Origin of the sequence: Geodermatophilus tzadiensis, from assembly GCF_003002915.1 — a bacterium.
In the GTDB taxonomy this organism is placed as follows: Bacteria; Actinomycetota; Actinomycetes; order Mycobacteriales; family Geodermatophilaceae; genus Geodermatophilus; species Geodermatophilus tzadiensis.
In genome coordinates, this window is sequence record NZ_PVTG01000001.1 from 129527 (window position 1) to 154544 (window position 25018).

Genomic DNA, 25018 nt, shown 5'->3' on the forward strand with positions numbered 1-25018 from the left:
TCGGCGTGGGGGTGCGGTCGACGGTCGCGCGCTCGCTCAGGACGGGACCCCTCAGAAGAGCGCCGGCTGGTCGGCGGGGGCGCTGGTGCCCTCCACCCGGGCCAGCAGCTCGGCGCCGTTGTTGCGGACGTTGTTCACCGCGGTGCCCACCGGGCGCAGCTCCAGCGCCTCGACGAGCTCCGGCGGGGTGGGCTCGGCGAGCGCCTCGACGTCGTCGCGGGCCGGGTCGAGCCACTCGGCCCACCGCTCGCGCGGCAGCACCAGCGGCATCCGGTCGTGGACCTCGGCCAGGGCCCCGACCGCGGGGGCGGTGACCACGGTGCAGGTGTAGAGCCGGTCCTCGCCCGTGCCCCACACCTCGTACAGGCCGGCCATGGCGAGCACGGACCCGTCGGCGGGGGTGATGAAGAAGGGCTGCTTGCCCGGGGAGTCGAGCTTCTTCTGCCACTCGTACCAGCCGTCGGCCGGGACCAGGCAGCGCCGGGAGCGGGCGGCCGAGCGGAAGGCCGGCTTCTCGGTGAGCGACTCGACGCGGGCGTTGAGCAGCCGGTTGCCCACCGCGGGGTCCTTGGCCCAGGAGGGCACCAGCCCCCAGCGGACGGCGCGCAGCTCGCGGTGCCCGGCGCCGGTGGGGCTGCCCTCGGGGTCGCGCTCGCGCTTGGTGCGGACCACGTAGACGTCCTTGGTCGGCGCGACGTTGTAGTCCGCCCGGAGCGCCTGCTGCCCCTCGGCGGGCACCGCCTCGAACTCGACGACGAGGTCCTCGGGACGGCGGGTGGCGGCGTAGCGACCGCACATGGCTGGTCCTCCCGGCTGTCGGGCCGGCCCGGGTCGGGCCCGCGGGACCGACTCTAGGCGGGGCCGGGGACACCGGGAGTGCCCCGCTGGGCCTCGGGTAGGCCCGGGGTGGAGACCCCGGCGAGCAGAGACGAGGATCACGCGCGTGACCGCGACCCAGAACCCACCGCACGAGCAGCCGAAGACCGCGAGCGAGTCCGCCGAGCGGCGCTACGCGACGGTCAACCCCTTCACCGGCGAGGTCGAGAAGGAGTTCGACTTCACGCCGACCGAGGCCATCGACGGGATCGTCGGGAAGGCGCACGCCGCCTACCAGGAGTGGCGGCAGCGGCCGGTCGAGGAGCGCGCCGCCGTCGTCCGGCGGGCCGCCGAGCTCATGGACGAGCGCCGCGAGGACCTCGCGCGGCTCATCACCACCGAGATGGGCAAGCGGCAGGAGGAGGCCACCGGCGAGCTCTACCTGTGCTCGATGATCCTGAAGTACTACGCCGACAACGGGCCCTCGTTCCTCGAGCCCAAGGCGATCCAGCCGCTCATGGGCAAGGGCGAGGCGGTCGTCGAGACCCAGCCGGTCGGCGTCCTGCTGGCCATCGAGCCGTGGAACTACCCCTTCTACCAGGTGGTCCGCGTGGCGGGCCCGAACCTGGTGCTGGGCAACACCGTCATCCTCAAGCACGCCGAGATCACCCCGCAGTGCGCGGTGGCCATCGAGCAGCTGTTCACCGACGCCGGCGCGCCCGAGGGCGTCTTCACCAACACCTTCCTGCGCATCGACGACGTCGAGCAGGTCATCGCCGACCCGCGGATCCAGGGCGTCACCCTGACCGGCAGCGAGCGCGCGGGCTCCGCCGTCGGCGCCCTGGCCGGCAAGCACCTGAAGAAGTCGGTGCTCGAGCTCGGCGGCAGCGACCCGTTCATCGTGCTCGACGCCGAGGACATGGGCGCCACCGTCAAGGCCGCGACCATGGGCCGGATGCAGAACACCGGCCAGGCGTGCACCGCCTCCAAGCGGCTGATCGTCACCGAGGAGAACTACGAGCCCTTCGTCGAGGGCCTCAAGCAGGCGTTCGGCACCTTCGCCCCCGGCGACCCGGCCGACCCCTCGACGTCGCTGGCCCCGCTGTCGAGCGAGCGCGCCGCGCAGGACCTGCACGCGCAGATCCAGGACGCGATCGACAAGGGCGCCACCGTCGTCGCCGGCGGGAAGCGGCCCGACCACCCGGGCGCCTTCGTCGAGGCGACGATCCTGACCGACGTCACGCCGGAGATGCGGGCCTACCGCGAGGAGCTGTTCGGCCCGGCCGCCGTCGTCTACAAGGTGAAGGACGCCGACGAGGCGGTCGCCCTGGCCAACGACAGCGACTTCGGCCTCGGCGCCACCGTCATGAGCAGCGACGTCGACCGCGCCCGCGCGGTGGCCGAGCGGCTCGAGGCCGGCATGGTGTGGATCAACCAGCCCACCGGCTCCTCCCCCGAGCTGCCCTTCGGCGGGATCAAGCGCTCCGGCTACGGCCGCGAGCTCTCCGAGCTGGCGATGTTCGAGTTCGCCAACCGGCGGCTGGTCCGCACGGTGCCGGTGAAGAAGCCGAAGCCGCCGGTCGGCGGCTGAGCGGCTGGGGCGGCGTCGTCCGGACGGGGCAGGATGGGCCCGTGAGCGAGGTCTGGACGACGCCGCACCGCGGCACCCCGGTCGACGCCGTGGTGGTGCTGCCCGGGTCGAAGTCGATCACCGCGCGGGCGCTGGTGCTCGCCGCGCTGGCCGACGGCCCGAGCCGCGTCGTCCGCCCGCTGCGGGCGCGCGACACCGACCTCATGGCCGCCGGGCTGCGCGCCCTGGGCGTGCGCGTCGAGGACGACGGCCCCGACTGGCGGGTGACGCCCGGCGCGCTGCGCGGCCCGGCCGAGGTCGACGCCGGGCTGGCCGGCACCGTGCTGCGGTTCCTCCCGCCGGTGGCCGCGCTCGCCGACGGGCCGGTCCGGGTGGACGGCGACCCACGGCTGCACGAGCGGCCCAACGCCGGCCTGATCGCGGCCCTGCGCGACCTCGGCGTCCGGGTCGACGACGACGGCCGAGGCCGGGCGCCGTTCACCGTGCACGGCACCGGCGGGGTGCGCGGCGGCGCGGTGACCGTGGACGCGAGCGAGTCCTCCCAGATCGTCTCGGGCCTGCTGCTGGCCGCCCCGCACTTCGCCGAGGGCCTCGACCTGGCACTGGCCGGCGGGGTGCCGTCGAGGCCGCACGTGGAGATGACCGTGACGGCGCTGCGCGAGCACGGGGTGGACGTCGTCGCCACCGGGCGCGGGTGGCGGGTCACCCCCGGGCCGGTCGCGGCACGGGACCGCGTCATCGAGCCCGACCTGTCCAACGCCGCGCCGTTCCTGGCCGCCGCGCTGGTCACCGGCGGGCGGGTCACCGTCCCCGACTGGCCGGAGGTCACCACCCAGCCGGGCGCGCAGCTGGACCGGCTGCTGTCGGCGATGGGCGCCGCCGTCGAGCACACCCCCGACGGACTGCGGGTCACCGGCACCGGCCGGATCGCGCCGCTGGTCGCCGACCTGCACGAGGTGGGTGAGCTGACGCCGGTGCTCGCCGCGCTGTGCGCCCTGGCCGACGGCCCCTCGCGGCTCACCGGGATCGGCCACCTGCGCGGCCACGAGACCGACCGGCTGCAGGCGCTCGACGAGGTGCTCACCGCCGTCGGCGCCCGGGTCGAGCAGCTGCCCGACGGGCTGGTGGTCACCCCCGGCCCCGGCCGCCCGGCGCTGGTCGACTCCTACGCCGACCACCGCATGGTGCACGCCGCCGCCGTCCTCGGCCTGGCGGTCGACGGGGTGCGGGTGTCGGGCCCGGAGGCGGTGGCCAAGACGCTGCCGGACTTCCGCGAGCGCTGGGCGGGCATGCTCTCGGCGACCGCGGAGGTGCCCTCCTGAGCCGCCGGCACGACAGCCGGTCGGACGAGGACGACGTCCGGGTCCGGCCCAACCGGCGCGGCTCGCGGCCGCGCACCCGCACCCGCCCGGTGCACGCCGACGCCGTCCCGGGCCTCGTGGTCGCCGTCGACCGCGGCCGGATGACGGTGCGGGTCGAGGGCCCCGACGGCGCGCCGGTCGAGGTCACCGCGATGCGCGCCCGCGAGCTGGGCCGGCACGGCGTGGTCGTCGGCGACCGGGTGCGGCTGGTCGGCGACACCACCGGCCGGCCCGACACCCTCGCCCGGATCGTCGTCATCGAGGAGCGGACGACGTCGCTGCGGCGCACCGCCGACGACACCGACCCCACCGAGCGGGTGGTCGTGGCCAACGCCGAGCTGCTCGTCGTCGTCACCTCGGTGACCGACCCCGAGCCGGCGCTGGGCTTCCTCGACCGCTGCCTGGTCGCGGCCTACGCCGGTGGCCTGGAGCCGCTGTTCTGCCTGACCAAGACCGACCTGGCCAGCCCGCAGCCGCTGCTCGACCGCTACTCGGGGCTCGGCGTCGACGCGGTGCCGGTGTCGCGGGAGGCGCCGCTGGACCCGCTGCTGGCGCGGCTGACCGACCGCACGAGCGTGTTCGTCGGGCAGTCGGGGGTGGGCAAGTCGACGCTGGTGAACCGGCTGGTACCCGACGCCGACCGGGCCACCGGCGACGTGAGCAAGATCGGCAAGGGCCGGCACACCTCGTCGTCGGCCGTGCTGTTCGACCTGCCCGGCGGCGGCACGGTCATCGACACCCCCGGCATCCGCTCGCTGGGGCTGGCGCACGTCACCGCCGACGACGTGGTCGGCGCGTTCGAGGACCTCGCCGAGGCCGCCGTCGACTGCCCGCCCGGCTGCGGGCACTCCGCCGACGACCCCGACTGCGCGCTCGACACCTGGGCCGCGGCCGGCCCACCGGGACGCACCGAGCGGCTGGCCAGCGTGCGGCGGCTGCTCGACGCCGTCGGCCAGCTCGGCCCCGGCTATTGAGAGGAGCCGCCGTGGAGCAGCAGGTCCACTTCCTCACGCTGGCGACCGCCGACCTCGAGGCGGCGCGGCGGTTCTACGTCGAGGGCCTCGGCTGGACGCCGCTGCTCGACGTGCCCGGCGAGATCGTCTTCTTCCAGGTCGCGCCCGGCACGGTGCTCGCCTTCTTCGAGGCGGCGCAGTTCGCCCAGGACCTCGGCACCGGACCCGAGCGGCCGGCCGTCTCCGGCGTGACGCTGGCGCACAACGTGGGCGACCGGGACGCCGTCCGGGCGCTGGCCGACGCGATGACCGCCGCCGGGGGCACGGTGCTCACCCCGCCCGAGGAGGGTGCGTTCGGCGGTGTGTTCCACGCGCTGGTGCGCGACCCCAACGGCGTGGTCTGGGAGGTGGCGCACAACCCCGGCTGGTCGGTCGACGCCGACGGGACCGTGCGGCTCGGCTAGACCGCGGTCCTGCGTCCCGGGCGCGGAGCGTGGCCCCGCGGCCGGACACCCGTCCCGCGCGCGGTCGTGCTCTGCCCACACCCCGTGGGCAGAGCACGACCGGCCGCGGGGAGAGGTGCCCGCCCTAGACGTCGACCCAGCCGCCGGAGCGCCAGTAGAGCCCCGCCGAGCGGCTGAGCAGGCCCTCGTCGACCAGGTAGCGGCGCAGCGCCGCGGTGTCGGGGTGCCAGACGGCGAGCAGTGCGTTGACCTCCCGCTCGGGGTAGCGGACGCCGACGTCGAACACCCGCACCAGGTGCTCGAGCACCACCCGCCGCTTGCTCTGCTGCGCGGGGATGGACACCAGCCGGCCGTCGCGGACGAACGCGGCCAGGACGGCGGACTCGGCGGGGTCCTCCGACAGCGGCTCGGGCGCCGGCGCCGCCTCGGCCGCGGCGCGGGCGGCCGCGGCGAACCGGTCGGTCACCAGCTCGAGCACGTGCCCGTCCCGGCGCACGAGGCCGCCGCGCGCGAGCCGCCGGGCGGCCATCGCGACGTCCTTGAGCTCCAGCCCGGACGCCGCGGCGACCTCCTCGATCGTCCCGGCACCGAGTGCCAGGGCCGCGACCACCTTCAACCGGGTGGGGTCGGCCAGCAGCCCCACGATCCTCGCCGCCTCCACCCCCGCGACGGTATCCGCGCATCGACCTGCGTGGGCGCGGGTAGGCGGGTTCCCATGGTGAGCCCCATCGACATCCAGAAGGCCCTCAAGGGCATGGACTACCCGGCGACCAAGGAGCAGATCCTCGAGCACGCCAAGGGCGGCGACAAGGACGTGCTCGACGCGCTGCAGAAGATCGACGACCGGGAGTACGAGGGTCCCAGCGGGGTCAGTGCCGCGGTCTTCGACTGACGCCCCGCTAGGTTCGGTGCCCATGACACCGGGCCGGGACTTCACGGGGGACATGCACCTGGCGCACGTGCTCGCCGACCAGGCGGACTCCATCAGCATGGACCGCTACAAGGCCCTCGACCTCGCCGTCGAGACCAAGCCGGACCTGACGCCGGTCACGGACGCCGACCGCGCCGTCGAGGAGCAGCTGCGGATCACCCTCGCGCGGGCCCGCACCCGTGACGCCGTCCTCGGCGAGGAGTTCGGCGTCACGGGGCACGGCCCCCGGCGCTGGGTGCTCGACCCCATCGACGGGACGAAGAACTTCGTCCGCGGCGTGCCGGTCTGGGCCACGCTCATCGCCCTGTTCGACGGCGACGAGGCCGTCGTGGGCCTGGTGTCGGCGCCGGCGCTCAACCGGCGCTGGTGGGCGGCCAAGGACGTCGGCGCGTGGACCGGGCGGCGGCTGGAGTCGGCCACCCGCTGCCGGGTCTCGGGCGTCTCCGACCTCGGGGACGCGAGCCTGTCGTTCTCCAGCCTGTCGGGCTGGGAGGAGCGCGGGGTCCTCGACGGCTTCCTCGACCTGACCCGGTCGGTCTGGCGCACCCGCGCCTACGGCGACTTCTGGAGCTACGTGCTGCTGGCCGAGGGCGCGGTGGACGTCGCCTGCGAGCCCGAGGTGTCGCTCTGGGACCTCGCCGCGCTCGACGTCATCGTGCGCGAGGCCGGCGGCCGGTTCACCGACCTCTCCGGCGCCCCGGGGCCGGCCGGTGGCAGCGCCCTGGCCACCAACGGCCACCTGCACGACGCCGCGCTGGCCCACCTGCGCCTGCCCGACCCCGAGGCCTGACCGCGCACGACGGGGGCGGCCCCTCCCCGGACCACCGGGGAGGGGCCGCCGTGGGGTCAGGCCGTCGGGCGGGGACCGCCGGTCCCGCGGCCGCCGGAGAACCGCCGGCGGACGTCGTCGATCCGCGCCTTGTTCTTCGGGTCCCTCGCCGCCTGCTGGGCCTTCTCCGACACCTGCCGGAGCACCTGCTGGCCCTTGGGGCTGCGGGCGAACTGCGCCACCTTGTCGAACAGCGCCACGGGGCGTCCTCCCTTCCGAGGTGGGGTCCGCACCGGACCCCGCTACCGGGTCAACGGTCCCCGCGGCCGCGCCGTTCCGCGGGCGCGACCGGCGGCTCCGGCGTCCGCCGGGGTTCCACCGGGGTGCCGGTCCCCCGCCCGGCCAGCACCGCCGCGCCGACCGCGGAGGCGCTGCGCAGCGGCAGGTGGGTCACCGGGCGGCCGAGCGCGTCGGCGAGGCCCTGCCGGACCAGCGGGGAGCGCCCGCCGCCACCGGTGAGGACGACGGGACCGTCGCCCGGGCCGCCGAGCAGGCCGACGGCGGCCGCCACCGCCGTCAGCACCCCCTCGACCGCGGCGCGGGCGAGGTCGGCGCGGGTGGTCGCCGCCGTGAGCCCGGTCCAGCCGGCGCGGTCGTCGGGGCCGGCCACGCCGCCGCGCTCGCCGGTGAGGAACGGCGCGAACACCGCTCCCCCGGCGCCGGGCGGCGACTGGGCGGCCAGCTCGAACAGCTCCCCGGGTGCCACGCCGAGGACACCGGCCGCCCACGTCCACGCCGACCCGCCGTTCTGCAGCGCGGCCATGGCGTACCAGCCCCCGCCGGTGTCGGCGTAGGCGTGCACGGGCGGGTCGTCGGCCGGGACCGGCTCCCGGCCGGGGCGCAGCACCTGGGCGCCGGTGCCGAGGTTGACCAGCAGCCCGTCGGTCGTGCCGGCGGCCAGCAGCGCCAGCGGGGTGTCCGCGCCGCCGACGACGACCGGCACCTCCGCCCCGCTGAGGACGGCGACCCCGGCGACCTCCGCCGACTGCCGCACCGCCGGCAGCAGTCCGGCGGGCACCCCGGCGGCGGCGCGGGCGGCGCCGGACCAGCCGTCGGCGACGACGTCCCACAGCAGCGTGGCCGACGCGTCGCTGCGGTCGGTGACCCGCGGGTCGGCGCCGGGCAGCAGGGTGGCGCGCAGCGCGTCCTTGGGCAGCAGCACCGCCGCCGCGCGGGCCACGAGATCCGGCTGGTGGGCGGCCAGCCAGGCGAGCACCGGGCCGGTCATCCCGGGCACCAGCGGGTTGGCCAGGGCGGCGCGGTCGGCCGCCGGCAGGGCGCGCCACCGGGCCACCTCGGCGGTGGCACGACGGTCGGGCCACAGCACCGCGGGGGCCAGCGCCGTGCCCGCCGCGTCGACGAGGACCGCGCCGTGCATCTGCCCGGACAGGCCCAGCGCGGCGACCGGCCGGCCGCCCAGCGCCGGCAGCAGCCGGGCGAGCGCGTCGTCGAACGCCTGCCGCCAGGTGGCGACGGCGCACTCGGCGCGGTCGGGCGCCGGGCGCTCGACGGGGTAGCCGGCCTCGGTCTCGGCGACCAGCCGGCCGTCCCCGTCGAGGGCCACCAGCTTCAGGCCGCTGGTGCCGAGGTCGGCACCGAGCAGCACCGCGGTCACCGCGGGCCGTGGGCCGGCCCGCCGCTGCGGCCGTTGCGGTCGGCGAGCAGCCCGGCCAGCGTGCTCAGCGCGATCTCGGCCGGCGCGCGGGAGCCGATGTCCAGCCCGATCGGCCGGTGCACCCGGGCCACCTCCTCCGGCGGGACGCCGAGCGCGGCCAGCGCCGCCACGTGCGGGCCCTCGTGCCGCGGGTTGCCCATGACGCCGACCCAGCGCACTCGGCGGGCCAGCGCGTCCCGCAGCACCTCGCCGAGCTCGGGCCGGTGGTGGTCGGTGACCACGACGTCGGCGTCCGCGAGGTCCTCGGTCAGGTCGTCGAGGGCGAGCACACCGGCCCCGCGCGCCGGGTCGGGGTCGAGCAGCACGGTGCGGAAGCCGAGCTCGGGCGCCCAGCGCTGCAACACCTCGGCGACGGGCGAGGCGAACACGGCCACCAGCACCCGGCCGGTGGGCGCCGGCGCCGCGGCGCCGTGCGCGACGCCGCAGGTCGGGTCGGGGGTCACCGGTCCTCCTCGAGGTGACCGACCAGCGCCGCGGCGAAGGCCGGCGCCCGGAGCGCGGTCGAGTGGTCACCGGGGACGACGGTCACCCGGGCGTCGGGGAGGGCCGCGGCGAGCACCTCGGGGCGGGCTCCCAGCGGGTCGACGTCGCCGACGAGGACGAGCGTGGGCGCGGTGACCGCCGCCAGGTCGACGTCCCGGGTGTGCACCGCCCGGGCGTGCGCGGCCAGGGCGTGCCGGTCGGCGGCGAGGGCGTCGGCCAGCCGGCGGTACGGGGCGGTCACGGGATCGCGCACGTCGGCGACGTCCGCCGCCTCGAACGCCGCGGCCAGCCCCGCCATGAGGACGCGGTGACGCTCGGCCCCACCGGGCTCGACGAGCGGGGCGCCCACGCCGCAGACCACCAGCCGGCGCACCCTCCGGTCGGCGGCCGCGGTCAGCAGCGCGACCGTCGCGCCCATCGAGAAGCCGGCCAGGTCGAACGCGTCGTGGCCCAGCGCGTCGGCCACCCGGCGCAGGTCGTCGGCCATCCGGAGCTCCCCGTAGGCGCCGGGGTCGTGCGGCCTGTCCGACCTGCCGTGCCCGCGGGCGTCGACGCCGACCACCTCCCGCCCGGCCGACAGGAGGGCCCCGAGGACGCCGGTGCCCACCCAGTTGAGCCGGGTGTCGGCGACGAAGCCGTGCTGGAGGTACACCGGCGGCCGGTCGCCGGGCGCGCCCCACCGGTGCACGGCGACCTCGACGCCGTCGGCCCCCGGCACCCGCTGCCTCGTCGCCGGCACGGTCACGCGGCGCGCTCCGGGCTGTCGCCGTAGGCGTAGGAGGCGTCGGCGTAGCGGCCGCCCTGCGCGACCCCGGGCGGGGCGATCTCCGCCAGCCGCGCGAGGTCGTCGTCCGACAGCTCGACGGCGGCGGCCGCGACGTTCTCCTCCAGGTAGCTGCGCCGCTTGGTGCCCGGGATCGGGACGACGTCGTCGCCCTGGGCGAGCACCCAGGCGAGCGCGAGCTGGCCGGGCGTGCAGCCCCGCTCCTCCGCCATCGCGCGGACGGCGTCGACCAGCCGCAGGTTCGCCGCGAACGCCTCGCCGGTGAAGCGCGGGTGGGTGCGGCGCCAGTCGTCCTCGGCGAAGTCCTCCGGGCTGCGGATGGCGCCGGTGAGGAAGCCGCGGCCCAGCGGGCTGAACGGCACGATGCCGATCCCGTGCTCGCGGGCGACGGCCAGCACCTCGTTCTCCAGGTCGCGGGTCCACAGCGACCACTCGCTCTGCAGCGCCGCGATCGGGTGCACGGCGGCGGCGCGGCGGATCGAGGCGGCCGAGGCCTCCGACAGCCCGAGGTGGCGGACCTTGCCCTGCTGCACCAGCTCCGCCATCGCGCCGACGGTGTCCTCGATCGGCACCCGCGGGTCCACCCGGTGCTGGTAGTACAGGTCGATGACGTCGACGCGCAGCCGGCGCAGGCTGGCCTCGGCGCAGGCCCGCACGTTCTCCGGCCGGCCGTCGATGTCCATCCCCCCGCGGTCGTTGCGCGACAGCGAGAACTTGGTGGCCAGCTGCACCTCGTCGCGCCGGTCGCGGATCGCCTCGCCGACCAGCTCCTCGTTGTGTCCGTCGCCGTAGACGTCGGAGGTGTCGAGGAAGGTGACGCCGAGGTCGAGCGCGCGGTGGACGGTGGCGAGCGACTCGTCGCGGTCGGCGGTGCCGTACATCTGGCTCATGCCCATGCAGCCGAGGCCGAGGGCGGAGACGGTCAGGCCGTCCCGGCCGAGCGTGCGGGTTCCGACGGGAGGGGTCATGCCCGCATCCTCGTCCCGGCGCGCGCGGCCCCGCCACCGCCGTTTCCGGGCCGGGAGCCCGGGTAGCCGCCCGGGCAGCGACCCCCGGGAGGACCCATGAGCGCGCGCCCCGCCCGCCGCACCGCCCGCCTGCTCGGCCTGGCCAGCCTGGGTCTGGGCACCTCGATGCTGGTCTCGCCCGCGGAGGTCGCCCGGTTCGCCGGCGTCGACGACTCCCCCGTCGCGGTGCCGGTGATCACCGCCGTCGGTGCCCGGGAGCTGGCGCACGCCGCCGGCCTGCTCGCCGGGCGCCCCGGCTGGGCGTGGACCCGCGTCGCCGGCGACGCGGTCGACCTGGCCGTCATGGGTGTCGCGCTGTCGAACCGCCGCGGCGGGCGCCACGAGCGGCTGCGCACCGTCATCGGCGGCGCCGCGGCCCTCGCACTGCTGGACCTGCTCACCGCGCTCCGGTCGCGGCGGCGGACGTCGGCGCCGTCGCTGACCCCGGTGCGGCGGCCGACGACCGGGCTGGTCGCGCCGATGGTCGACGTCCGCCCGGCCCTCGCCGGCGAGCCGCGGCGGCCGCTCACCCCACCGACCGCCGCCGCGGCCGGCGCCTAACCCCGGGCGAGGGCGTCGACACGGGCCACCTCGTCGGCCGTCAGCGAGAAGTCGGCGATCGCCAGGTTGGCCCGGATCCGCTCCGGGGTCGCCGACTTCGGGATCACCACGACCCCGTGCTCGACGTGCCAGCGCAGCACCACCTGCGCCGGGGTCACGCCGTGGGCGTCGGCGACCTCGCGCAGCACGGGGTCGGCGAGGTCGGTGTTCTTGAACGGGCTGTAGCCCTCCAGCACCACCCCGCGCTCCCGGTGCCCGGCCTCGACGGCCGCGTCGTACCGCGAGGGCGCCCAGCTGACCTGGTTGACCTCCGGCGTCACGCCGGTGGCCGCGGTGAGCCGGTCGACCTGCTCCAGGGAGTAGTTGCTGACGCCGACCGCGCGGGTCCGCCCGGCCTCGCGGGCGGCGACGAACCGCGCCCACAGGTCCTCCCCGGCGCCGCCGGGCGGCCAGTGCACCAGCCACAGGTCGACGGCGTCGACCCCCAGCGCGTCGAGCGAGGCGGCGAGCGTCTGCTCGGCCCGGCCGGCCTCGCGCGGCGGCAGCTTCGTCGTCAGGAAGACCTCGTCGCGGTCGACTCCCGAGTCGCGCAGCGCCCTGCCCACCTCGGCCTCGTTGCGGTACATCGTCGCGGTGTCCAGGTGCCGGTAGCCGGCGTCCAGGGCGGTCCGGACGGCGTCGTAGCAGGGCGGGCCGGTCATCTGCCAGGTGCCGAAGCCGAGCAGCGGCATGGCGCCGCCGGTGGGCAGGGACGCGGTGGGGAGGGGCGTGGTCATGTCGGTGCCCTGCCCGGGTCCGCCGCGCGCGACACCGCCGCCGGCGGACGGACGGGGACAGGAACGGCCGGGGACCCGCGGCGGTGGTGGGATGGGGGCGGTGCGCCCGCCCCGGGCGCCGGTGCGAGGAGGTCCGCGTGCAGTACGCCGAGTCCGTCGTCGACCTGATCGGCGGCACCCCGCTGGTCCGGCTGTCGCGGGTCACCGCCGACCTCGGCCCGGACGCGCCGCTGGTGCTGGCCAAGGTCGAGTACCTCAACCCCGGCGGCTCGGTGAAGGACCGCATCGCCGTGCGCATGGTCGACGACGCCGAGGCCAGCGGTCAGTTGAAGCCGGGCGGCACGATCGTGGAGCCGACCAGCGGCAACACCGGCATCGGCCTGGCGCTCGTGGCCCAGCAGCGCGGGTACCGGTGCGTGTTCGTCTGCCCCGACAAGGTCAGCCAGGACAAGATCAACGTGCTGCGGGCCTACGGCGCCGAGGTGCACGTCTGCCCCACCGCCGTCGACCCGGCCGACCCGCGGTCCTACTACTCGGTCTCCGACCGGCTGGCCCGCGAACTCCCCGGCGGCTGGAAGCCCGACCAGTACGCCAACCCGGCCAACCCGCGCTCGCACTACGAGACCACCGGCCCGGAGATCTGGTCGCAGACCGGGGGCAAGGTGACCTGCTTCGTCACCGGCGTCGGCACCGGGGGCACGATCAGCGGCATCGGCCGCTACCTCAAGGAGGCCTCCGACGGCCGCGTGCGGGTGGTCGGCGTCGACCCGGAGGGCTCGGTCTACTCCGGCGGCACCGGCCGGCCCTACCTCGTCGAGGGCGTGGGCGAGGACTTCTGGCCGGACGCCTACGACCGCGGCATCGCCGACGAGATCGTCCCGGTGTCGGACGCCGACTCCTTCCACATGACCCGGCGGCTGGCCCGCGAGGAGGGCCTGCTCGTCGGCGGGTCGTGCGGCATGGCCGTGGCCGGTGCGCTGCGGGCCGCCGAGCGGCTCGGTCCGGACGACGTCGTGGTGGTGCTGCTGCCCGACGGCGGCCGCGGCTACCTGAACAAGATCTTCAACGACCAGTGGATGGCCGACTACGGGTTCCTGGACGTGACGGGGACCGGTGAGACGGTCGGTGAGCTGCTGTCGGCCAAGGGCGGCGCCACCCCGGAGCTGGTGCACACCCACCCCAACGAGACCGTGCGCGACGCCATCGACATCCTGCGCGAGTACGGCGTCAGCCAGATGCCCGTCGTCAAGGCCGAGCCGCCGGTCACCGCGGGCGAGGTGGTCGGCTCCGTGGACGAGAAGGTGCTGCTCGACGCGCTGTTCGCCGGCCGGGCCTCGCTGGCCGACCGGGTGGAGAAGCACATGTCAGCGCCGCTGCCGATCATCGGATCCGGCGAGCCGGTCAGCGCCGCCGTCGCCGAGTTCGGCGACGCCGACGCGCTGGTCGTGCACGTCGACGGCAAGCCGGCCGGGGTGGTCACCCGCCAGGACGTCCTCGGCCACCTGGCGGGGGTGACCCGGTGACCGGCTTCGACACCCGGGCGATCCACGCCGGCCAGGACCCCGACCCGGCCACCGGCGACGTCGTCGTCCCGCTGCACCTGGCCACCACGTTCAAGCAGGACGGCGTCGGGGGGCTGCGCGACGGCTACGAGTACGCCCGGAGCGGCAACCCGACCCGCACGGCGCTGCAGGAGCTGCTCGCCTCGCTGGAGGAGGGCGTCGCGGGGCTGGCCTTCGCCTCCGGGCTGGCCGCCGAGGACACGCTGCTGCGCACCGTCTGCGAGCCCGGCAGCCACGTCGTCCTCGGCGGGGACGCCTACGGCGGCACCTTCCGGCTCATCTCGCGGGTGCTCTCCCGCTGGGGCGTCGAGCACACGCCCGTCGATCTCACCGACCCCGACGCGCTGCGCGCCGCCATCCGGCCGGGGAGCACGCGGGTGGTCTGGTGCGAGACCCCGACCAACCCGCTGCTCACCGTCGTCGACATCGCGCTCACCGCCGAGGTGGCCCACGAGACCGGCGCGCTGCTCGCCGTCGACAACACCTTCGCCAGCCCCTACCTGCAGCGGCCGCTGACGCTCGGCGCCGACGTCGTCGTGCACTCCACGACGAAGTACCTGGGCGGGCACTCCGACGTCGTCGGCGGCGCCCTCGTCGTCCGCGACGCCGGCCTCGCCGAGCAGCTGGCCTACCACCAGAACGCGATGGGCGCGGTCTCCGGGCCGCTGTCGGACTGGCTGGTCGTGCGCGGCATCAAGACCCTCGGCGTGCGCATGGACCGCCACGGGGCCAACGCGGCCCGGATCGCCGAGTACCTGGCCGCGCACCCGGCCGTCTCACGGGTGCTCTACCCCGGCCTGCCCGACCACCCGGGGCACGACGTCGCGGCCGAGCAGATGTCCGGCTTCGGCGGGATGCTCTCGTTCCGGCTGGCCGCCGGCGAGGAGGCGGCGCTGCGGGTCTGCGAGCGGGCGCGGCTGTTCACGCTGGCCGAGTCGCTCGGCGGCGTGGAGTCGCTGATCGAGCACCCGCACCGGATGACGCACGCCAGCGCGGCCGGGTCGCCGTTGGAGGTGCCGGCTGACCTGGTGCGGCTGTCGGTGGGCATCGAGGACGCCGACGACCTGCTCGCCGACCTGGAGCAGGCGCTCGCCTAGGGCGCGTCCCGCAGCGAGAGCGCGCCGGTCGGGCACTGCTGCACGGCGTCCCGGACGGCGCCGTCGTCGGCGGGGTCCTCCTGCAGCAGCCGCACCGCGCCGTCGTCGTCGACCTCGAAGACGTCGGGCGCGAGCAGCTCGCACTGCCCGGACCCGACGCAGCGCTCCCGGTCGGCGCGGACCCGCATCAGCGCACGCCGGTCAGCCGGGCCGGCAGGTGCTTGAGCCCGTTGACGAACGACGAGCGCAGCCGGTCGGGTGGGCCGGTCACCTCCAGGTCGGGCAGCTGGTCGAACAGCGCCCGGAAGGTCACCTGCAGCTCCCGGCGGGCCAGGTGGGCGCCCAGGCAGAAGTGCGGCCCCTTGGAGCCGAAGCCCACGTGCGGGTTGGGGTCGCGGCCGACGTCGAGACGCTGGGGGTCGGCGAAGACGGCCGGGTCGCGGTTGGCAGCGGCGTAGAACAGCAGGAACTTCTCGCCGGCCGCGAACCGGTGCCCGCCCACCTCGCCGTCCCGGGTGGCGGTGCGGCGCATCCAGGTGACCGGGCTGACCCAGCGCACGACCTCCTCGACCGCGGTGCGGTCCAGCGACGGGTCGGCGGCCCACCGCGCCCGCTCGTCCGGCCACTCCGACAGCGCCAGCAGGCCCTGGGAGATGGCGTTGCGGGTGGTCTCGTTGCCGGCCACCAGCAGCAGGATGAAGAACGAGGCGATCTCCTGGGCGGAGAGCCGCTCGCCGTCGACCTCGGTGGTCACCAGCGCGGTGGTGAGGTCGTCGCGGGGGTCGGCGACCCGCTCGGCGGCGAGCCGCTCCATGAGCGCGGCCATCTCCATGCCGGCGGTGAGGAACGCGGTCAGCGGGTCGTCGTCCTCGATGAGGTCCGGGTCGCCGCCGGAGAGGATGACGTTGGACCGCGCGAGCACGCCGGGCCGGTCCTCCTCGGGCACGCCCATCATGTCGCAGATGACCCGCAGCGGGATCGGCGCGGCGAGGTCGGTGACCACGTCGAGCACCCCGCCGTTCGCCTCCGCCGTCGCCCGGGCGCGGGCCAGGACGTCGTCGACCACGAGGCGGACGGAGTCCAGCGTCCGCTCGAGCATCCGCGGGGTGAACGTCTTCGAGACGATGCGGCGGAGCCTGGCGTGCCGCGGGTCGTCCATGCTGATCAGCGAGCCGTAGAACTCGTGCAGCTCGGCCGGCACGTCCTGCATGGACACCGCGCCCCGGCCCGAGCAGAACAGCTCCGGCTGCGAGCTGATCGCCTCCAGGTCGGCGTAGCGGGTGACCGCGTGGTAGCCCGGGCCGGCCGGGATGCCGGGCAGGTCGGGCTCGGCGAAGAAGGCGAACGGCCGCTCGGCGCGCAGCCGGTCCAGCGCCGCGTGCCGCTCCTGCGGCGGGCGGGCCCACCAGTCCCGGTCGGAGAGGTCGACGGTGGAGAGGTCGACGTCCTCGGGTGCGAGGGTCACGGGCAGGCCTCCTGGGGAGCGGGCGCTGGGATGGTCAGGCCACGCTAGAGACCACGCCCTGTGACCGGCAACACACCACGTCGTCAACACCCCGGACCGAGCGGGCGACGCGCCCGCTCGTCAGGAGGTGGCGTCGACCAGGTCGCCGTACTCGGGGTGGCGCTCGATCCAGCCGCGCACGAAGGAGCAGCGCGGCACGACCCGGCCGCCCTTCTGCCGGACGTCGTCGAGGGCGCCGCGGACGAGCGTGCCGCCCAGGCCCGAGCCCTCGGCGTCGGGATCGATCTCGGTGTGCGTGAACACCACCTGCTCGCCGTGGCGCTGGTAGGCGGCCAGGCCCAGCAGGCGGTCGCCGTCGCGGATCTCGTAGCGCTCGGCGTCGGGGGCGTCGTGGACGGTCGGCTCCATGCCGGGAGCCAACCGCCCGGCGGCCGGGACTGTTCCGCGCCCGGTCACGGCCGTGCCGGGTCGTGCTGCCGCGGCAGCCACACGCGCAGGACCGTCTCCCCCGGCCGCACGTCGATGGTGATCTCCCCCCGGTGCCGGCCGCTGACGATGCGGCGGGAGATGTCCAGGCCCAGCCCGGTGCCCTGGCCCACGCCCTTGGTGGTGAAGAAGGGCTCGAAGGCGCGGTCCCTGGCCTGCGGGGACGCCCAGGTCCCGGTGTCGCCGACCTCGACGAGGACGCCGTCCCGCTCGGCCCGGGTGCTCAGCCGCAGCGTGCCGGTCTCCCCCATGGCGTCGAGGGCGTTGACGACGAGGTTGGTCCACACCTGGTTGAGCTCGCCGGCGATGGCCTCGATGCGGGGGACGTCCGGGGCGTAGTCGCGCCGCACCTCGACCCCCGGCGGGATGCGGTGCTTGAGCACCACCAGCGTGCTCTCCAGGCCCTCGGTGACCACCGTCTGCTGGAGCGCCGCGCGGTCGAGCTGCGAGTAGGACTTCACCGCACCGACCAGGTCGGAGACGCGGTGGGTGGACTCCTTCACCTCGGCGAGCAGGGTGGTGACGCCCAGGGTGTCCACCAGCCACGACAGCCCGGCGTCGAGCGCGCCGCCGAGGTCGGCGGCGGCCCGCTGGCACCAGTCGACGTCCACGCCGGCCGCCGCCAGCGCCGGGGCGAGCACCCACTCCCGCTCGACGCCGTGGTCGGCCAGCCAGTCCGACAGGGCCTCCTCCCGGTCGGCCAGCGCCAACGGGTCGGACTCCCCGCCCTCCTGTCCCCCGGCGAGCTCGCGGCGCAGCGCGTCGAGCCGGACCAGCTGCCCGGCCGAGATCGAGCTCGACGCGAGGCGGCCGACGGTCGACACCAGGCGGTCGCAGGCCTCGCCCAGCGCGTCGACCGCGCGGGTGGCCGCCGCCGCCGGGTTGTTCAGCTCGTGGGCCAGTCCGGCCGCCAGGGTGCCCAGCGCGACCAGGGCCTCCCGCTGGCGGGCGGCGGACTCGACGGTGCGGGCGGTGCGGAACACGCCCTGGATGAGGTGGGCCCCGAACGGGTTCCAGTCGTTGGTCCAGGCCTTGAGGGCCTCCGCCGGGACCCGGAGCACCCGGCCCGCCGCAGCGGCCCGTCCGGTGGCCAGGTAGACCGCGGCGTCGTCCCAGGCCCGGAAGCCGCCGGCCCAGCGGCCCGGGGCGTCGAGCACGCCGAGCAGCATCTCCTCGTACCCGACGGTGCGCACCAGCTCCACCCGGCCGTCCAGGAGCACGAACCAGTCGTCCGCGGGGAGGTTCTGCTCCCACAGCTCGTCCCCCGGGGCGAAGGCCACCTCGACGCCGCGGGCGGCGAGGTCGGCCAGGTCGTCCTCGTCGACCTTGTCGAACAGCGGGATCGCCCGCAGCTCCGCCGCGGTGATCACGTCGTGGCCAGGTACTGGTGCACGAGGTGGATGGCCATGGCGCCCTCGCCCACCGCGGAGGCGACGCGCTTCATCGAGTCCAGCCGCACGTCACCGGCGGCGAAGACACCCGGGGTGCTGGTCTCCAGGGCGTAGGGGCTGCGGGCCAGCGGCCACGGCGTCGTGGCGGAGGACGCCAGCAGCTCGGGTCCGGTGAGGACGAAGCCCCGCGGGTCGCGCGCCACCCCCGGTCCCAGCCAGTCGGTCCGCGGGGAGGCGCCGATGTAGACGAACAGCCAGGTCGCGGGCAGCTCCTCGGGAGCGGAACCCTGCTCGCAGAGCGTGATCGAGGCGAGGTGCCCGTCTCCGTGGGCGGCCACCACGGAGCTGCGGAGCCGGACCTCGATGCGGTCGTTGGCCCGGATCTGGGCGATCAGGTACATCGACATGGTGTCCTCGAGCCGCGCCCCGCGGACGACCATCACCACCCGCCGGGCGTAGCGGGCGAAGTTCAGCGCCGCCTGGCCCGCCGAGTTGGCGCCGCCGACGACGTAGACGTCGTCGCCCTCGCACTGGACGGCCTCGCTCGCCGAGGACCCGTAGTAGACGCCGCGACCGGCGAGGTCGGCGAGGCCGGGACCCTCGAGGCGGCGGTAGGACACCCCGCTGGCCACGAGCACCGCCCGCGCCTCGACCTCCCCCGAGTCGCCGAAGCGCACCGCCCGCACCGGACCGCGGGCCTCGAGGGCCACGACGTCGCGGGCCAGCAGCATCTCGGCGCCGAAGCGGGCGGCCTGTGCGACCGCCCGGTGCGCGAGGTCCGCCCCGGACAGGCCCTTGGGGAACCCGAGGTAGTTCTGGATCGACGCACTCTGACCCGCCTGGCCCCCGGGTGCCTCCTTCTCCACCACGACGGCGCGCAGCCCCTCGGAGGCGGCGTACACCGCGGCGGCCAGCCCCGCGGGGCCACCGCCGACGATGCACAGGTCGTACAGCGGCTGCTCGGCCTGGGTGCGCAGGCCGAGGGCGCCGGCGAGGTCGAGGGTGGAGGGGGCGCGCAGCGGCTGGCCGTCGGGCACCAGGACGAGCGGCAGGTCGTCGGGGCCGGCGCCGGCGAGCTCCACAAGCCGCCCCGCCTCCTCGTCCCGGTCGATCTCGCGCCACTGGTAGGGCACGTGGTTGCGCGAGAGGAACGTCTTCACCTCGTGGCTGCGCTCCGACCAGCGGTGCCCCACCACCGTGACCTCCCCGGCGTCCGGCGGGTGGGCCTGGCGCCAGTCGCCGAGGAGGTCGTCGACCACGGGGTAGAGCCGCTCCGTGGGCGGGTCCCAGGGCTTGAGCAGGTAGTAGTCGAGCCCGACGTCGTTGATGGCCGCGATGGCCGCCTCCGTGTCGGCGTACGCCGTGAGCAGGAGGAACTTGGTGTCGGGGGTGATGTCCCGGGCACGGGCGAGCATCTCGACGCCGGTCATCTCCGGCATCCGCTGGTCGGTCGCGATGAGGGCGACCGGGCGCGCCCGCAGGGCCAGCTCGGCCAGCACCTCGAGGGCCTGGGCCCCCGACGTCGCCCGGATGACCCGGTAGTCCTGCCCGTACCGCGTCCGCAGGTCGCGCGAGATGGACGCCGCCACCCCGGGGTCGTCGTCGACGGTCAGGATGGTCGGCTTCGGCAAACGGGCCTCCATGCGCCACAGCTCCGGCGGGAGCCCCGCCGCGAGAGGTGTGAGTGTGACGCGGACCGTAGTGGAGGAAGAGGCCGAAACGGGAGGTCAGACGGCCGCCGACCAGCGGACGATCTGGAGCCGGTGCACCGGGGACACGACGAGGGCCCCGGAGCATCTGCTCCGGGGCCCTCGTGCCAGTAGCGGGGACAGGATTCGAACCTGTGACCTCTGGGTTATGAGCCCAGCGAGCTACCGAGCTGCTCCACCCCGCGTCGGTAGGTGCCACTGTACACGTCCGCCGGAGACCCTGCCGCCGGCCCCGGGTGCGCGCGGTGCGGCGGCGGGGTAGGACGGCGGGAACAGGGGTGTGAGCAGCGCACCGGCCCGTCCGTCACGTCACGTCAGCGAGGACGCCATGACCGCGAACACCGGACAGCAGGACGTCGTCGACATCCTCACCACCGACCACCACGAGGTCCTCGAGCTCGTACAGCAGATCCCGGCCGCCGACCCCGCCCAGCGGCGGGACATGGCCGACACCGTCATCGCCGAGCTCATGCGGCACTCCGTGGCCGAGGAGATGTACGTCTACCCGGCGATGACGGACCACCTGCCCGACGGCGAGGCCGCCGTCCGCCACGACGTCGAGGAGCACCAGCAGCTCGTGGAGCGGATGAAGGAGCTGGAGAGCGTCGACTCGGCCGACCCGCGCTTCCTCGAGGTGCTCGGCCGGCTCGAGGCGGTGCTCCGCGACCACGTCTCCGACGAGGAGAACGAGCAGTTCCCCGCCCTGCGCGCCCGCCTCACCCGCGAGCAGCTCGTCGAGATCGGCGCGAAGGTGCAGACGGCGAAGCAGGCGGCGCCGACCCGCCCGCACCCCTCGGCCCCGCACAGCGAGCTGTTCCACAAGCTGGTCGGGCCCGGTGTGGGGATGGTCGACCGGCTGCGCGACTCGCTCACCGGCCGCACGAACGAGCGCTGAGGCCGCGACTTCCAGCGGGCTGGGGGTCCGGCCTCACCGGGTCCGCGCCGGCGTGACGCCGAAGGCGGTGAGCACGGCGTCGACGTTGGCGTCGACGTACTCGCGGGTGATCGGGTCCCGGGTGATCAGCAGCCGGGTCCAGGTGGGACCGATGAGCAGGTCGATCAGCAGGTCCTGGTCGACCGTCGGGGCGAGTTCGCCCCGGGCGATGGCGAGGGCGAGGGCCCGCCGGTAGGCCTGCCGGCGGGTGTGGACGACGGTGTAGAGCAGGTCGGCGATCTCGGGGTGGTGGCCGGCCTCACGCAGCAGCCGGGGCACGAACTGCCCCCGGCCGCGCACGAACGTCTCCACGGCGCCGTGCAGCAGCGCGCACAGGTCGCCCCGCAGCGTGCCGGAGTCGGGGACGTCGACGCTCTGCAGCGCCAACCGTTCAACACCTGCTGCGGCGACCGCCGCCTTCGACGCCCACCGGCGCAGGATGGTGGTCTTGGCCACGCCGCTGCGGGCGGCCAACTCGTCGAGGGTCAGGCCGGCGTAGCCGTGCGAGCCCAGCAGGACGACGACCTGCTCGAGGATGCGGTCGTCCAGCGTGGTGTCCCGTGGACGGCCGCGCCCGCGTGGCGGTGATCCCAGGCCGACTCCCCTCCCTGCCCCGACCCCCGGTGTCGGAATCCGATCGCTCACTCTACCCAGGTGGCGGGCACGACGGGCAGCTGCCGACCCGCATTTACGCGACTGACGGTTGCGCTGAGGGGGGCGATGGGGCTACGGTTCCGCCTCGGCGCACCACCCTCGGGCCCGGAGCTCCTCCCCTCCCGGAGGTGCGCGGCGGTCCCGCGCACCGTTCGCGTCCGCCGGCCGAGCACCCGGCCGGCATCCTCCCGTGGCCTGACGGGCGCTCATCCAGCGCCGCGCCACAGCGGCGCAGCGCTGGCCGTGTGAGGAGAAGACCGTGACGGAGAACCGAACGCCTTATCCGGTACGCGTGGACGCGTCGCAGGACGCGGCGGCCTCGCGGGGGTTGTGGCTGGTGAAGTGGCTGCTGCTCGTCCCCCACGTCGTGGCGCTCTTCTTCCTGTGGCCGGCGTTCCTGGTGGTCGGCGTGGTCGCGTTCTTCGCGATCCTGGTCACCGGCCGCTACCCGCGGGCGCTGTTCGACTTCTCCGTCGGCGTGCTGCGCTGGAGCTGGCGGGTGCACTACTACGGCTACGGGGCGCTGGGCACCGACCGCTACCCGCCGTTCACGCTCGCCGACGTGCCGGACTACCCCGCCCACCTGGACGTCCTCTATCCGGAGCGGCTCTCCCGCGGGCTGGTGCTGGTCAAGTCGTGGCTGCTGGCCATCCCGCACTACCTGGTCCTGTCGGTCTTCGTCGGCGGCGGGATCTGGCTCGGCGCCCAGGCGGGGAACTCCGGCGACGGCTGGGACGACGGCTGGGGCGCCGGCGTGAGCCTGGTCGGCCTGCTCGTCTTCATCGCCGCGATCGCGCTGCTGTTCACCGGCCGCTACCCGCGGCCGCTGTACGACCTGGTCATCGGCATCCAGCGCTGGGTGCTGCGGGTGGCCGCGTACGCCGCGCTGATGACCGACCGCTACCCGCCGTTCCGCCTGGACACCGGCGGGATCGACCCGGGGTCGGCCCCGGCCGTCCCCACGCCTCCGCCGCCACCATCCGGAGCCCCGGTCGCACCCGGCGGCCCGCCGACCCCCGCGGCGGCCACCCCGGGTGCGACCGGCCCTGTCGTCGGGGTCCGCCGCTAGCCCACCGCGTACGGGCTCGTCACCGACCGCTGCCCGCCCGTCCCACCCGCGAACTCCCCGGGGGGCAGCGACACGAGCGCCACCGCGCACCCCGCGGCGCAGCGGACCATCCCGACGGTCGGACGGGCACCGCGTCGTAGCGGGAGGAGACCTCGCGGCGAACGACCGGGTCACGCAGGCTGTCGCCGGGGAGCCGACTGAGGGCCTTGAACTGTCTCGTGCAGCCCCGCCGGGGCCATGATCGCCAGCAGCGGCACCCCGCCGGCCCGCGCCGTACTCGTGTGCGGGCTGCCGACCGGGACCTGCAGCCGCTGTGCGACGCGATGGGGCGCCTGGGGGATGCGCCGGCCGGAGGTCGAGCCGCAGCACGTCGACCGGCCCACGTCCTGTGGGCCACCGCGCGCGGCTGGTCGACGTCGACGCGCTGCCGCCCGGGCGGGTGACCGTCCGGGTCGACCTGCGCGGGGCGACCACCGGTCCCCACCGGATGCTGCTTCACCACCCGATGGCCGAGGTGTGCACCCACTTCGCGGGGACCGCCGAGGAGCTGGTCCTGTGCACCGACGCCGACGCGCTCGCGCGCTGGCACCTGCGCGAGTGCAGCTACGCCCACCTGATCCGCCAGCAGCGCATCCGGATCGACGGGCCGCCGGACCCGGTCCGCGCGTTCCCCGGGTGGATCTGCCCCAGCCCGCACGCCGTGCACCGCACCCCCGCGTCGGCCCCGTCGCCCTCCTGACGCCCTCCCGCAGGCAGCCGGCAGGACCGGCCCGCTCCCCGCCACGCGCCGGGCCGAGGTAGCCGCTGCGTGGGGAACGACCCCGCCCAGGCGCACCTCAGGCCGGCACGAGGACGGGCGGAGCCGTCGTCTGCCGAGTCCGGCTCCGAGGACGGAGGGCCTCCAGCACGTGGTCGAGCTCGTCGAGGGCTCGCCCCGGAGGGAGGACGACGACCGGCATGTCGGCGCCGGCGGCGTACCAACGGTCGAGCAGCTGCCTCGCCGCGGTCGCGTCTCCCCAGACGGTCAGCTCGTCGAGCAGGGGCACGGCCCGCTCCGGCAGGCCGGCGTCAGCCGTGGCTGCACCGGCGTCGAGGACGGCGTCCACGGCCTCGCCGAGGCCGTGCGCCCTCAGCGTCTGCGCGTACAGCGGCCCCATGCTGGTGAGGTAGAAGCTCACCCACCACCAGGCCAGTTGCCGGGCGACGGCCGGATCCGGCGACAGCGCCACCGGGAGGCCGGGCCGGATCTGCGGCAGCGGCCGTCCCGGCCGACCGCGGGCGACGCCCGCCTCGAGCAGCCGGATGCCCTCGCCCAACCCCGACACCGGCAGCAGGAACGGATACCAGGCGTCGGCCAGTTCGCCGGCGACGCGCACGGCCTCCGGGCCCAGCGCGGCCAACTGGACGGGGATGTCGGACGAGGGCCGGACCGCCAGCCGCAGCGGCTTGCTGCGCCCGGGCACCGTGGTGAGGAGCCGCTCGCCGTCCAGGAGCCGGCGCACCTGTCGGGTCGTCTCCGCCAGACGCACGGCCGGCGCACGGAAGGCGACGTCGTGCAGTCCCTCGGCCAGCTGGGGTGATCCGGCACCCAGGCCCAGGACGAACCGGCCGCCGGAGACCTCGCCGAGGCTGGTCGCCAGCATGGCGATCGACGCGGCGCTGCGGCCCCAGACGTTGAGCACACCGGTGCCGATGCGGATGCCGCTGGTCCGCACCGCGATCTCCGCCAGCAGGACCGAGGCGTCGTGGCCCCAGCCCTCGGCGAGGAAGAAGGCCGCGTACCCCAACTCCTCGGCGCGGGCGGCGACGTGGAGGACGACGTCGCGTCGGGTCTCCATCGGAGGGAGACCGACAGCGAGGGGACGGTCCGTGCTCATGGCCTGCCCGCCTTCCGTCCAGGACGGCCATCCGGGCTCCAGTGTCCGAGACCTCGGCCGTGCCTCCTCGTCGAGCCGACACCACAGTCGCCGGGTCCCGTTGCAATCGGGTTGCAGGCGGGGCGCGACCCTGCAGACGCTCCTCGGCACATCCGCCGGGCCGTCGGGTCCGACGGCACCTGGCTGATCGTGGAGCCGGCCACGAGCGACACCGTCGAGGTCGGCCCCGACCCGGACGCGACCTCCGGCCAGCAGGACCCCTGATGGGGGACGTGGGGTCCGGGTCCACACCGCCCCTCAGACGGGTGGCGACACCCGCGCCCCCCGCAGCAGCACGAGGTCCGTCCGGGGACAGTCGGTCCCATCGCCCCGCGCAGACGACAGCGGCCCTCACAGTTCCTGTGAGGGCCGCTGTCCGGTGGTAGCGGGGGCAGGATTCGAACCTGCGACCTCTGGGTTATGAGCCCAGCGAGCTACCGAGCTGCTCCACCCCGCGTCGGTGAGACCACCATACACCGGGCGGGGGCGGGCGCGGTGCCCACC

Annotated in this window: 27 protein-coding genes and 2 tRNA genes; 12 read left to right on the forward strand and 17 right to left on the reverse strand. The window is 75.6% G+C overall.

Annotation, left to right across the window (positions count from 1 at the left end; all coding sequences use genetic code 11):
• Positions 1 to 51 precede the first annotated feature (51 nt).
• Positions 52 to 798 (reverse strand): SOS response-associated peptidase, encoded by a 747-nt coding sequence (locus LY71_RS00605; protein ID WP_106275060.1) that lies wholly within the window; start codon positions 796 to 798, stop codon positions 52 to 54.
• A 145-nt stretch (positions 799 to 943) separates the two neighbouring features.
• On the opposite strand from LY71_RS00605, the gene LY71_RS00610 reads away from it, so the two are divergent.
• From LY71_RS00610 to LY71_RS00625, 4 genes are all read left to right on the forward strand, one after another.
• Positions 944 to 2407: an NAD-dependent succinate-semialdehyde dehydrogenase gene (locus tag LY71_RS00610; protein WP_106275061.1), complete on the forward strand. Its 1464-nt coding sequence runs from the start codon at positions 944 to 946 to the stop codon at positions 2405 to 2407.
• Between the two features lie 41 nt (positions 2408 to 2448).
• Complete coding sequence (gene aroA, locus LY71_RS00615; RefSeq protein ID WP_106275062.1) at positions 2449 to 3729, forward strand: 3-phosphoshikimate 1-carboxyvinyltransferase; 1281 nt, start codon at positions 2449 to 2451, stop codon at positions 3727 to 3729.
• Positions 3730 to 3818: 89 nt separating this feature from the next.
• Positions 3819 to 4742: a ribosome small subunit-dependent GTPase A gene (rsgA, locus tag LY71_RS00620; RefSeq protein WP_245887569.1), complete on the forward strand. Its 924-nt coding sequence runs from the start codon at positions 3819 to 3821 to the stop codon at positions 4740 to 4742.
• A gap of 11 nt (positions 4743 to 4753) precedes the next feature.
• A complete protein-coding gene (locus LY71_RS00625; protein ID WP_106275063.1) occupies positions 4754 to 5185 on the forward strand; it encodes a VOC family protein in 432 nt (143 codons plus the stop codon).
• Between the two features lie 124 nt (positions 5186 to 5309).
• Here the strand turns inward: LY71_RS00625 and LY71_RS00630 are convergent, their stop codons facing one another.
• Complete coding sequence (locus tag LY71_RS00630; RefSeq protein WP_106275064.1) at positions 5310 to 5846, reverse strand: DUF2087 domain-containing protein; 537 nt, start codon at positions 5844 to 5846, stop codon at positions 5310 to 5312.
• Between the two features lie 54 nt (positions 5847 to 5900).
• Between LY71_RS00630 and LY71_RS00635 the strand changes: the two genes are divergently transcribed.
• Entirely contained in the window at positions 5901 to 6077 is a 177-nt protein-coding gene (locus tag LY71_RS00635) for a DUF2795 domain-containing protein (protein WP_091152595.1), read from the forward strand.
• Positions 6078 to 6099: 22 nt separating this feature from the next.
• The gene (locus LY71_RS00640) at positions 6100 to 6906 is read left to right on the forward strand and encodes an inositol monophosphatase family protein (RefSeq protein ID WP_106275065.1); all 807 of its coding nucleotides are present in this window, start codon (positions 6100 to 6102) and stop codon (positions 6904 to 6906) included.
• Between the two features lie 56 nt (positions 6907 to 6962).
• Here LY71_RS00640 and LY71_RS00645 read toward each other — a convergent pair whose 3' ends face one another.
• Genes LY71_RS00645 through LY71_RS00665 form a run of 5 tightly spaced genes read right to left on the reverse strand, consistent with a single transcriptional unit; the run spans position 6963 to position 10855 of the window.
• Positions 6963 to 7145, reverse strand: coding sequence for a hypothetical protein (locus tag LY71_RS00645; RefSeq protein ID WP_106275066.1), 183 nt, complete (start codon positions 7143 to 7145; stop codon positions 6963 to 6965).
• 50 nt (positions 7146 to 7195) lie between these two features.
• Positions 7196 to 8560, reverse strand: coding sequence for an FGGY family carbohydrate kinase (locus LY71_RS00650; RefSeq protein WP_106275067.1), 1365 nt, complete (start codon positions 8558 to 8560; stop codon positions 7196 to 7198).
• Entirely contained in the window at positions 8557 to 9063 is a 507-nt protein-coding gene (locus LY71_RS00655) for an XdhC family protein (RefSeq protein WP_106275068.1), read from the reverse strand. The genes LY71_RS00650 and LY71_RS00655 overlap by 4 nt, the downstream gene beginning before the upstream one ends.
• Entirely contained in the window at positions 9060 to 9848 is a 789-nt protein-coding gene (locus LY71_RS00660) for an alpha/beta fold hydrolase (RefSeq protein WP_106275069.1), read from the reverse strand. Before LY71_RS00660 ends, LY71_RS00655 begins: the two co-directional genes overlap by 4 nt.
• Positions 9845 to 10855, reverse strand: coding sequence for an aldo/keto reductase (locus LY71_RS00665; RefSeq protein WP_106275070.1), 1011 nt, complete (start codon positions 10853 to 10855; stop codon positions 9845 to 9847). Before LY71_RS00665 ends, LY71_RS00660 begins: the two co-directional genes overlap by 4 nt.
• 96 nt (positions 10856 to 10951) lie before the next feature.
• Here LY71_RS00665 and LY71_RS00670 point away from each other — a divergent pair, with 96 nt between their 5' ends.
• Complete coding sequence (locus LY71_RS00670) at positions 10952 to 11455, forward strand: malate dehydrogenase (RefSeq protein WP_106275071.1); 504 nt, start codon at positions 10952 to 10954, stop codon at positions 11453 to 11455.
• Here the strand turns inward: LY71_RS00670 and LY71_RS00675 are convergent.
• The gene (locus LY71_RS00675; protein WP_106275072.1) at positions 11452 to 12231 is read right to left on the reverse strand and encodes an aldo/keto reductase; all 780 of its coding nucleotides are present in this window, start codon (positions 12229 to 12231) and stop codon (positions 11452 to 11454) included. The two genes, LY71_RS00670 and LY71_RS00675, sit on opposite strands and share 4 nt — an antisense overlap.
• Positions 12232 to 12368: 137 nt before the next feature.
• Between LY71_RS00675 and LY71_RS00680 the strand changes: the two genes are divergently transcribed.
• Positions 12369 to 13754, forward strand: coding sequence for a cystathionine beta-synthase (locus tag LY71_RS00680; RefSeq protein ID WP_106275073.1), 1386 nt, complete (start codon positions 12369 to 12371; stop codon positions 13752 to 13754).
• The gene (locus LY71_RS00685; RefSeq protein WP_106275074.1) at positions 13751 to 14890 is read left to right on the forward strand and encodes a cystathionine gamma-synthase; all 1140 of its coding nucleotides are present in this window, start codon (positions 13751 to 13753) and stop codon (positions 14888 to 14890) included. The genes LY71_RS00680 and LY71_RS00685 overlap by 4 nt, the downstream gene beginning before the upstream one ends.
• On the opposite strand, the gene LY71_RS00690 is transcribed toward LY71_RS00685, so the two are convergent.
• From LY71_RS00690 to LY71_RS00715, 6 genes are all read right to left on the reverse strand, one after another.
• Positions 14887 to 15078 (reverse strand): ferredoxin, encoded by a 192-nt coding sequence (locus LY71_RS00690; RefSeq protein WP_106275075.1) that lies wholly within the window; start codon positions 15076 to 15078, stop codon positions 14887 to 14889. The two genes, LY71_RS00685 and LY71_RS00690, sit on opposite strands and share 4 nt — an antisense overlap.
• Positions 15078 to 16355 carry a cytochrome P450 gene (locus tag LY71_RS00695; RefSeq protein ID WP_106275076.1) on the reverse strand — a complete coding sequence of 426 codons (1278 nt, stop codon included), beginning with the start codon at positions 16353 to 16355 and terminating at the stop codon, positions 15078 to 15080. Before LY71_RS00695 ends, LY71_RS00690 begins: the two co-directional genes overlap by 1 nt.
• 120 nt (positions 16356 to 16475) lie before the next feature.
• On the reverse strand, positions 16476 to 16763 hold the full coding sequence (locus LY71_RS00700) for a GNAT family N-acetyltransferase (RefSeq protein WP_106275077.1): 288 nt from the start codon (positions 16761 to 16763) through the stop codon (positions 16476 to 16478).
• Positions 16764 to 16807: 44 nt separating this feature from the next.
• On the reverse strand, positions 16808 to 18211 hold the full coding sequence (locus LY71_RS00705; protein WP_245887570.1) for a sensor histidine kinase: 1404 nt from the start codon (positions 18209 to 18211) through the stop codon (positions 16808 to 16810).
• On the reverse strand, positions 18208 to 19863 hold the full coding sequence (locus tag LY71_RS00710) for an NAD(P)/FAD-dependent oxidoreductase (protein WP_106275078.1): 1656 nt from the start codon (positions 19861 to 19863) through the stop codon (positions 18208 to 18210). Before LY71_RS00710 ends, LY71_RS00705 begins: the two co-directional genes overlap by 4 nt.
• A gap of 189 nt (positions 19864 to 20052) precedes the next feature.
• Positions 20053 to 20126: transfer RNA gene (locus LY71_RS00715), tRNA-Met, on the reverse strand.
• 143 nt (positions 20127 to 20269) lie between these two features.
• Between LY71_RS00715 and LY71_RS00720 the strand changes: the two genes are divergently transcribed.
• Positions 20270 to 20836 (forward strand): hemerythrin domain-containing protein, encoded by a 567-nt coding sequence (locus tag LY71_RS00720; RefSeq protein ID WP_106275079.1) that lies wholly within the window; start codon positions 20270 to 20272, stop codon positions 20834 to 20836.
• A 33-nt stretch (positions 20837 to 20869) separates the two neighbouring features.
• Here LY71_RS00720 and LY71_RS00725 read toward each other — a convergent pair whose 3' ends face one another.
• On the reverse strand, positions 20870 to 21520 hold the full coding sequence (locus LY71_RS00725; protein WP_106275080.1) for a TetR/AcrR family transcriptional regulator: 651 nt from the start codon (positions 21518 to 21520) through the stop codon (positions 20870 to 20872).
• Positions 21521 to 21821: 301 nt separating this feature from the next.
• On the opposite strand from LY71_RS00725, the gene LY71_RS00730 reads away from it, so the two are divergent.
• Positions 21822 to 22598 carry a DUF4389 domain-containing protein gene (locus tag LY71_RS00730; protein WP_245887571.1) on the forward strand — a complete coding sequence of 259 codons (777 nt, stop codon included), beginning with the start codon at positions 21822 to 21824 and terminating at the stop codon, positions 22596 to 22598.
• A 388-nt stretch (positions 22599 to 22986) separates the two neighbouring features.
• Positions 22987 to 23337, forward strand: a complete 351-nt coding sequence (locus tag LY71_RS00735) for a hypothetical protein (protein WP_106275082.1) — start codon at positions 22987 to 22989, stop codon at positions 23335 to 23337.
• Between the two features lie 97 nt (positions 23338 to 23434).
• On the opposite strand, the gene LY71_RS00740 is transcribed toward LY71_RS00735, so the two are convergent.
• Positions 23435 to 24436 carry an LLM class flavin-dependent oxidoreductase gene (locus LY71_RS00740; RefSeq protein WP_245887572.1) on the reverse strand — a complete coding sequence of 334 codons (1002 nt, stop codon included), beginning with the start codon at positions 24434 to 24436 and terminating at the stop codon, positions 23435 to 23437.
• 458 nt (positions 24437 to 24894) lie between these two features.
• Positions 24895 to 24971: transfer RNA gene (locus tag LY71_RS00745), tRNA-Met, on the reverse strand.
• Positions 24972 to 25018: the final 47 nt, after the last annotated feature.

Coding starts and splice junctions, on each gene's coding strand:
- LY71_RS00605 (WP_106275060.1), bottom strand. CDS start 798: ATGTGCGGTCGCTACGCCGCCACCCGCCGTCCCGAGGACCTCGTCGTC.
- LY71_RS00635 (WP_091152595.1), top strand. CDS start 5,901: ATGGTGAGCCCCATCGACATCCAGAAGGCCCTCAAGGGCATGGACTAC.
- LY71_RS00640 (WP_106275065.1), top strand. CDS start 6,100: ATGACACCGGGCCGGGACTTCACGGGGGACATGCACCTGGCGCACGTG.
- LY71_RS00665 (WP_106275070.1), bottom strand. CDS start 10,855: ATGACCCCTCCCGTCGGAACCCGCACGCTCGGCCGGGACGGCCTGACC.
- LY71_RS00670 (WP_106275071.1), top strand. CDS start 10,952: ATGAGCGCGCGCCCCGCCCGCCGCACCGCCCGCCTGCTCGGCCTGGCC.
- LY71_RS00675 (WP_106275072.1), bottom strand. CDS start 12,231: ATGACCACGCCCCTCCCCACCGCGTCCCTGCCCACCGGCGGCGCCATG.
- LY71_RS00690 (WP_106275075.1), bottom strand. CDS start 15,078: ATGCGGGTCCGCGCCGACCGGGAGCGCTGCGTCGGGTCCGGGCAGTGC.
- LY71_RS00700 (WP_106275077.1), bottom strand. CDS start 16,763: ATGGAGCCGACCGTCCACGACGCCCCCGACGCCGAGCGCTACGAGATC.
- LY71_RS00720 (WP_106275079.1), top strand. CDS start 20,270: ATGACCGCGAACACCGGACAGCAGGACGTCGTCGACATCCTCACCACC.
- LY71_RS00740 (WP_245887572.1), bottom strand. CDS start 24,436: ATGGAGACCCGACGCGACGTCGTCCTCCACGTCGCCGCCCGCGCCGAG.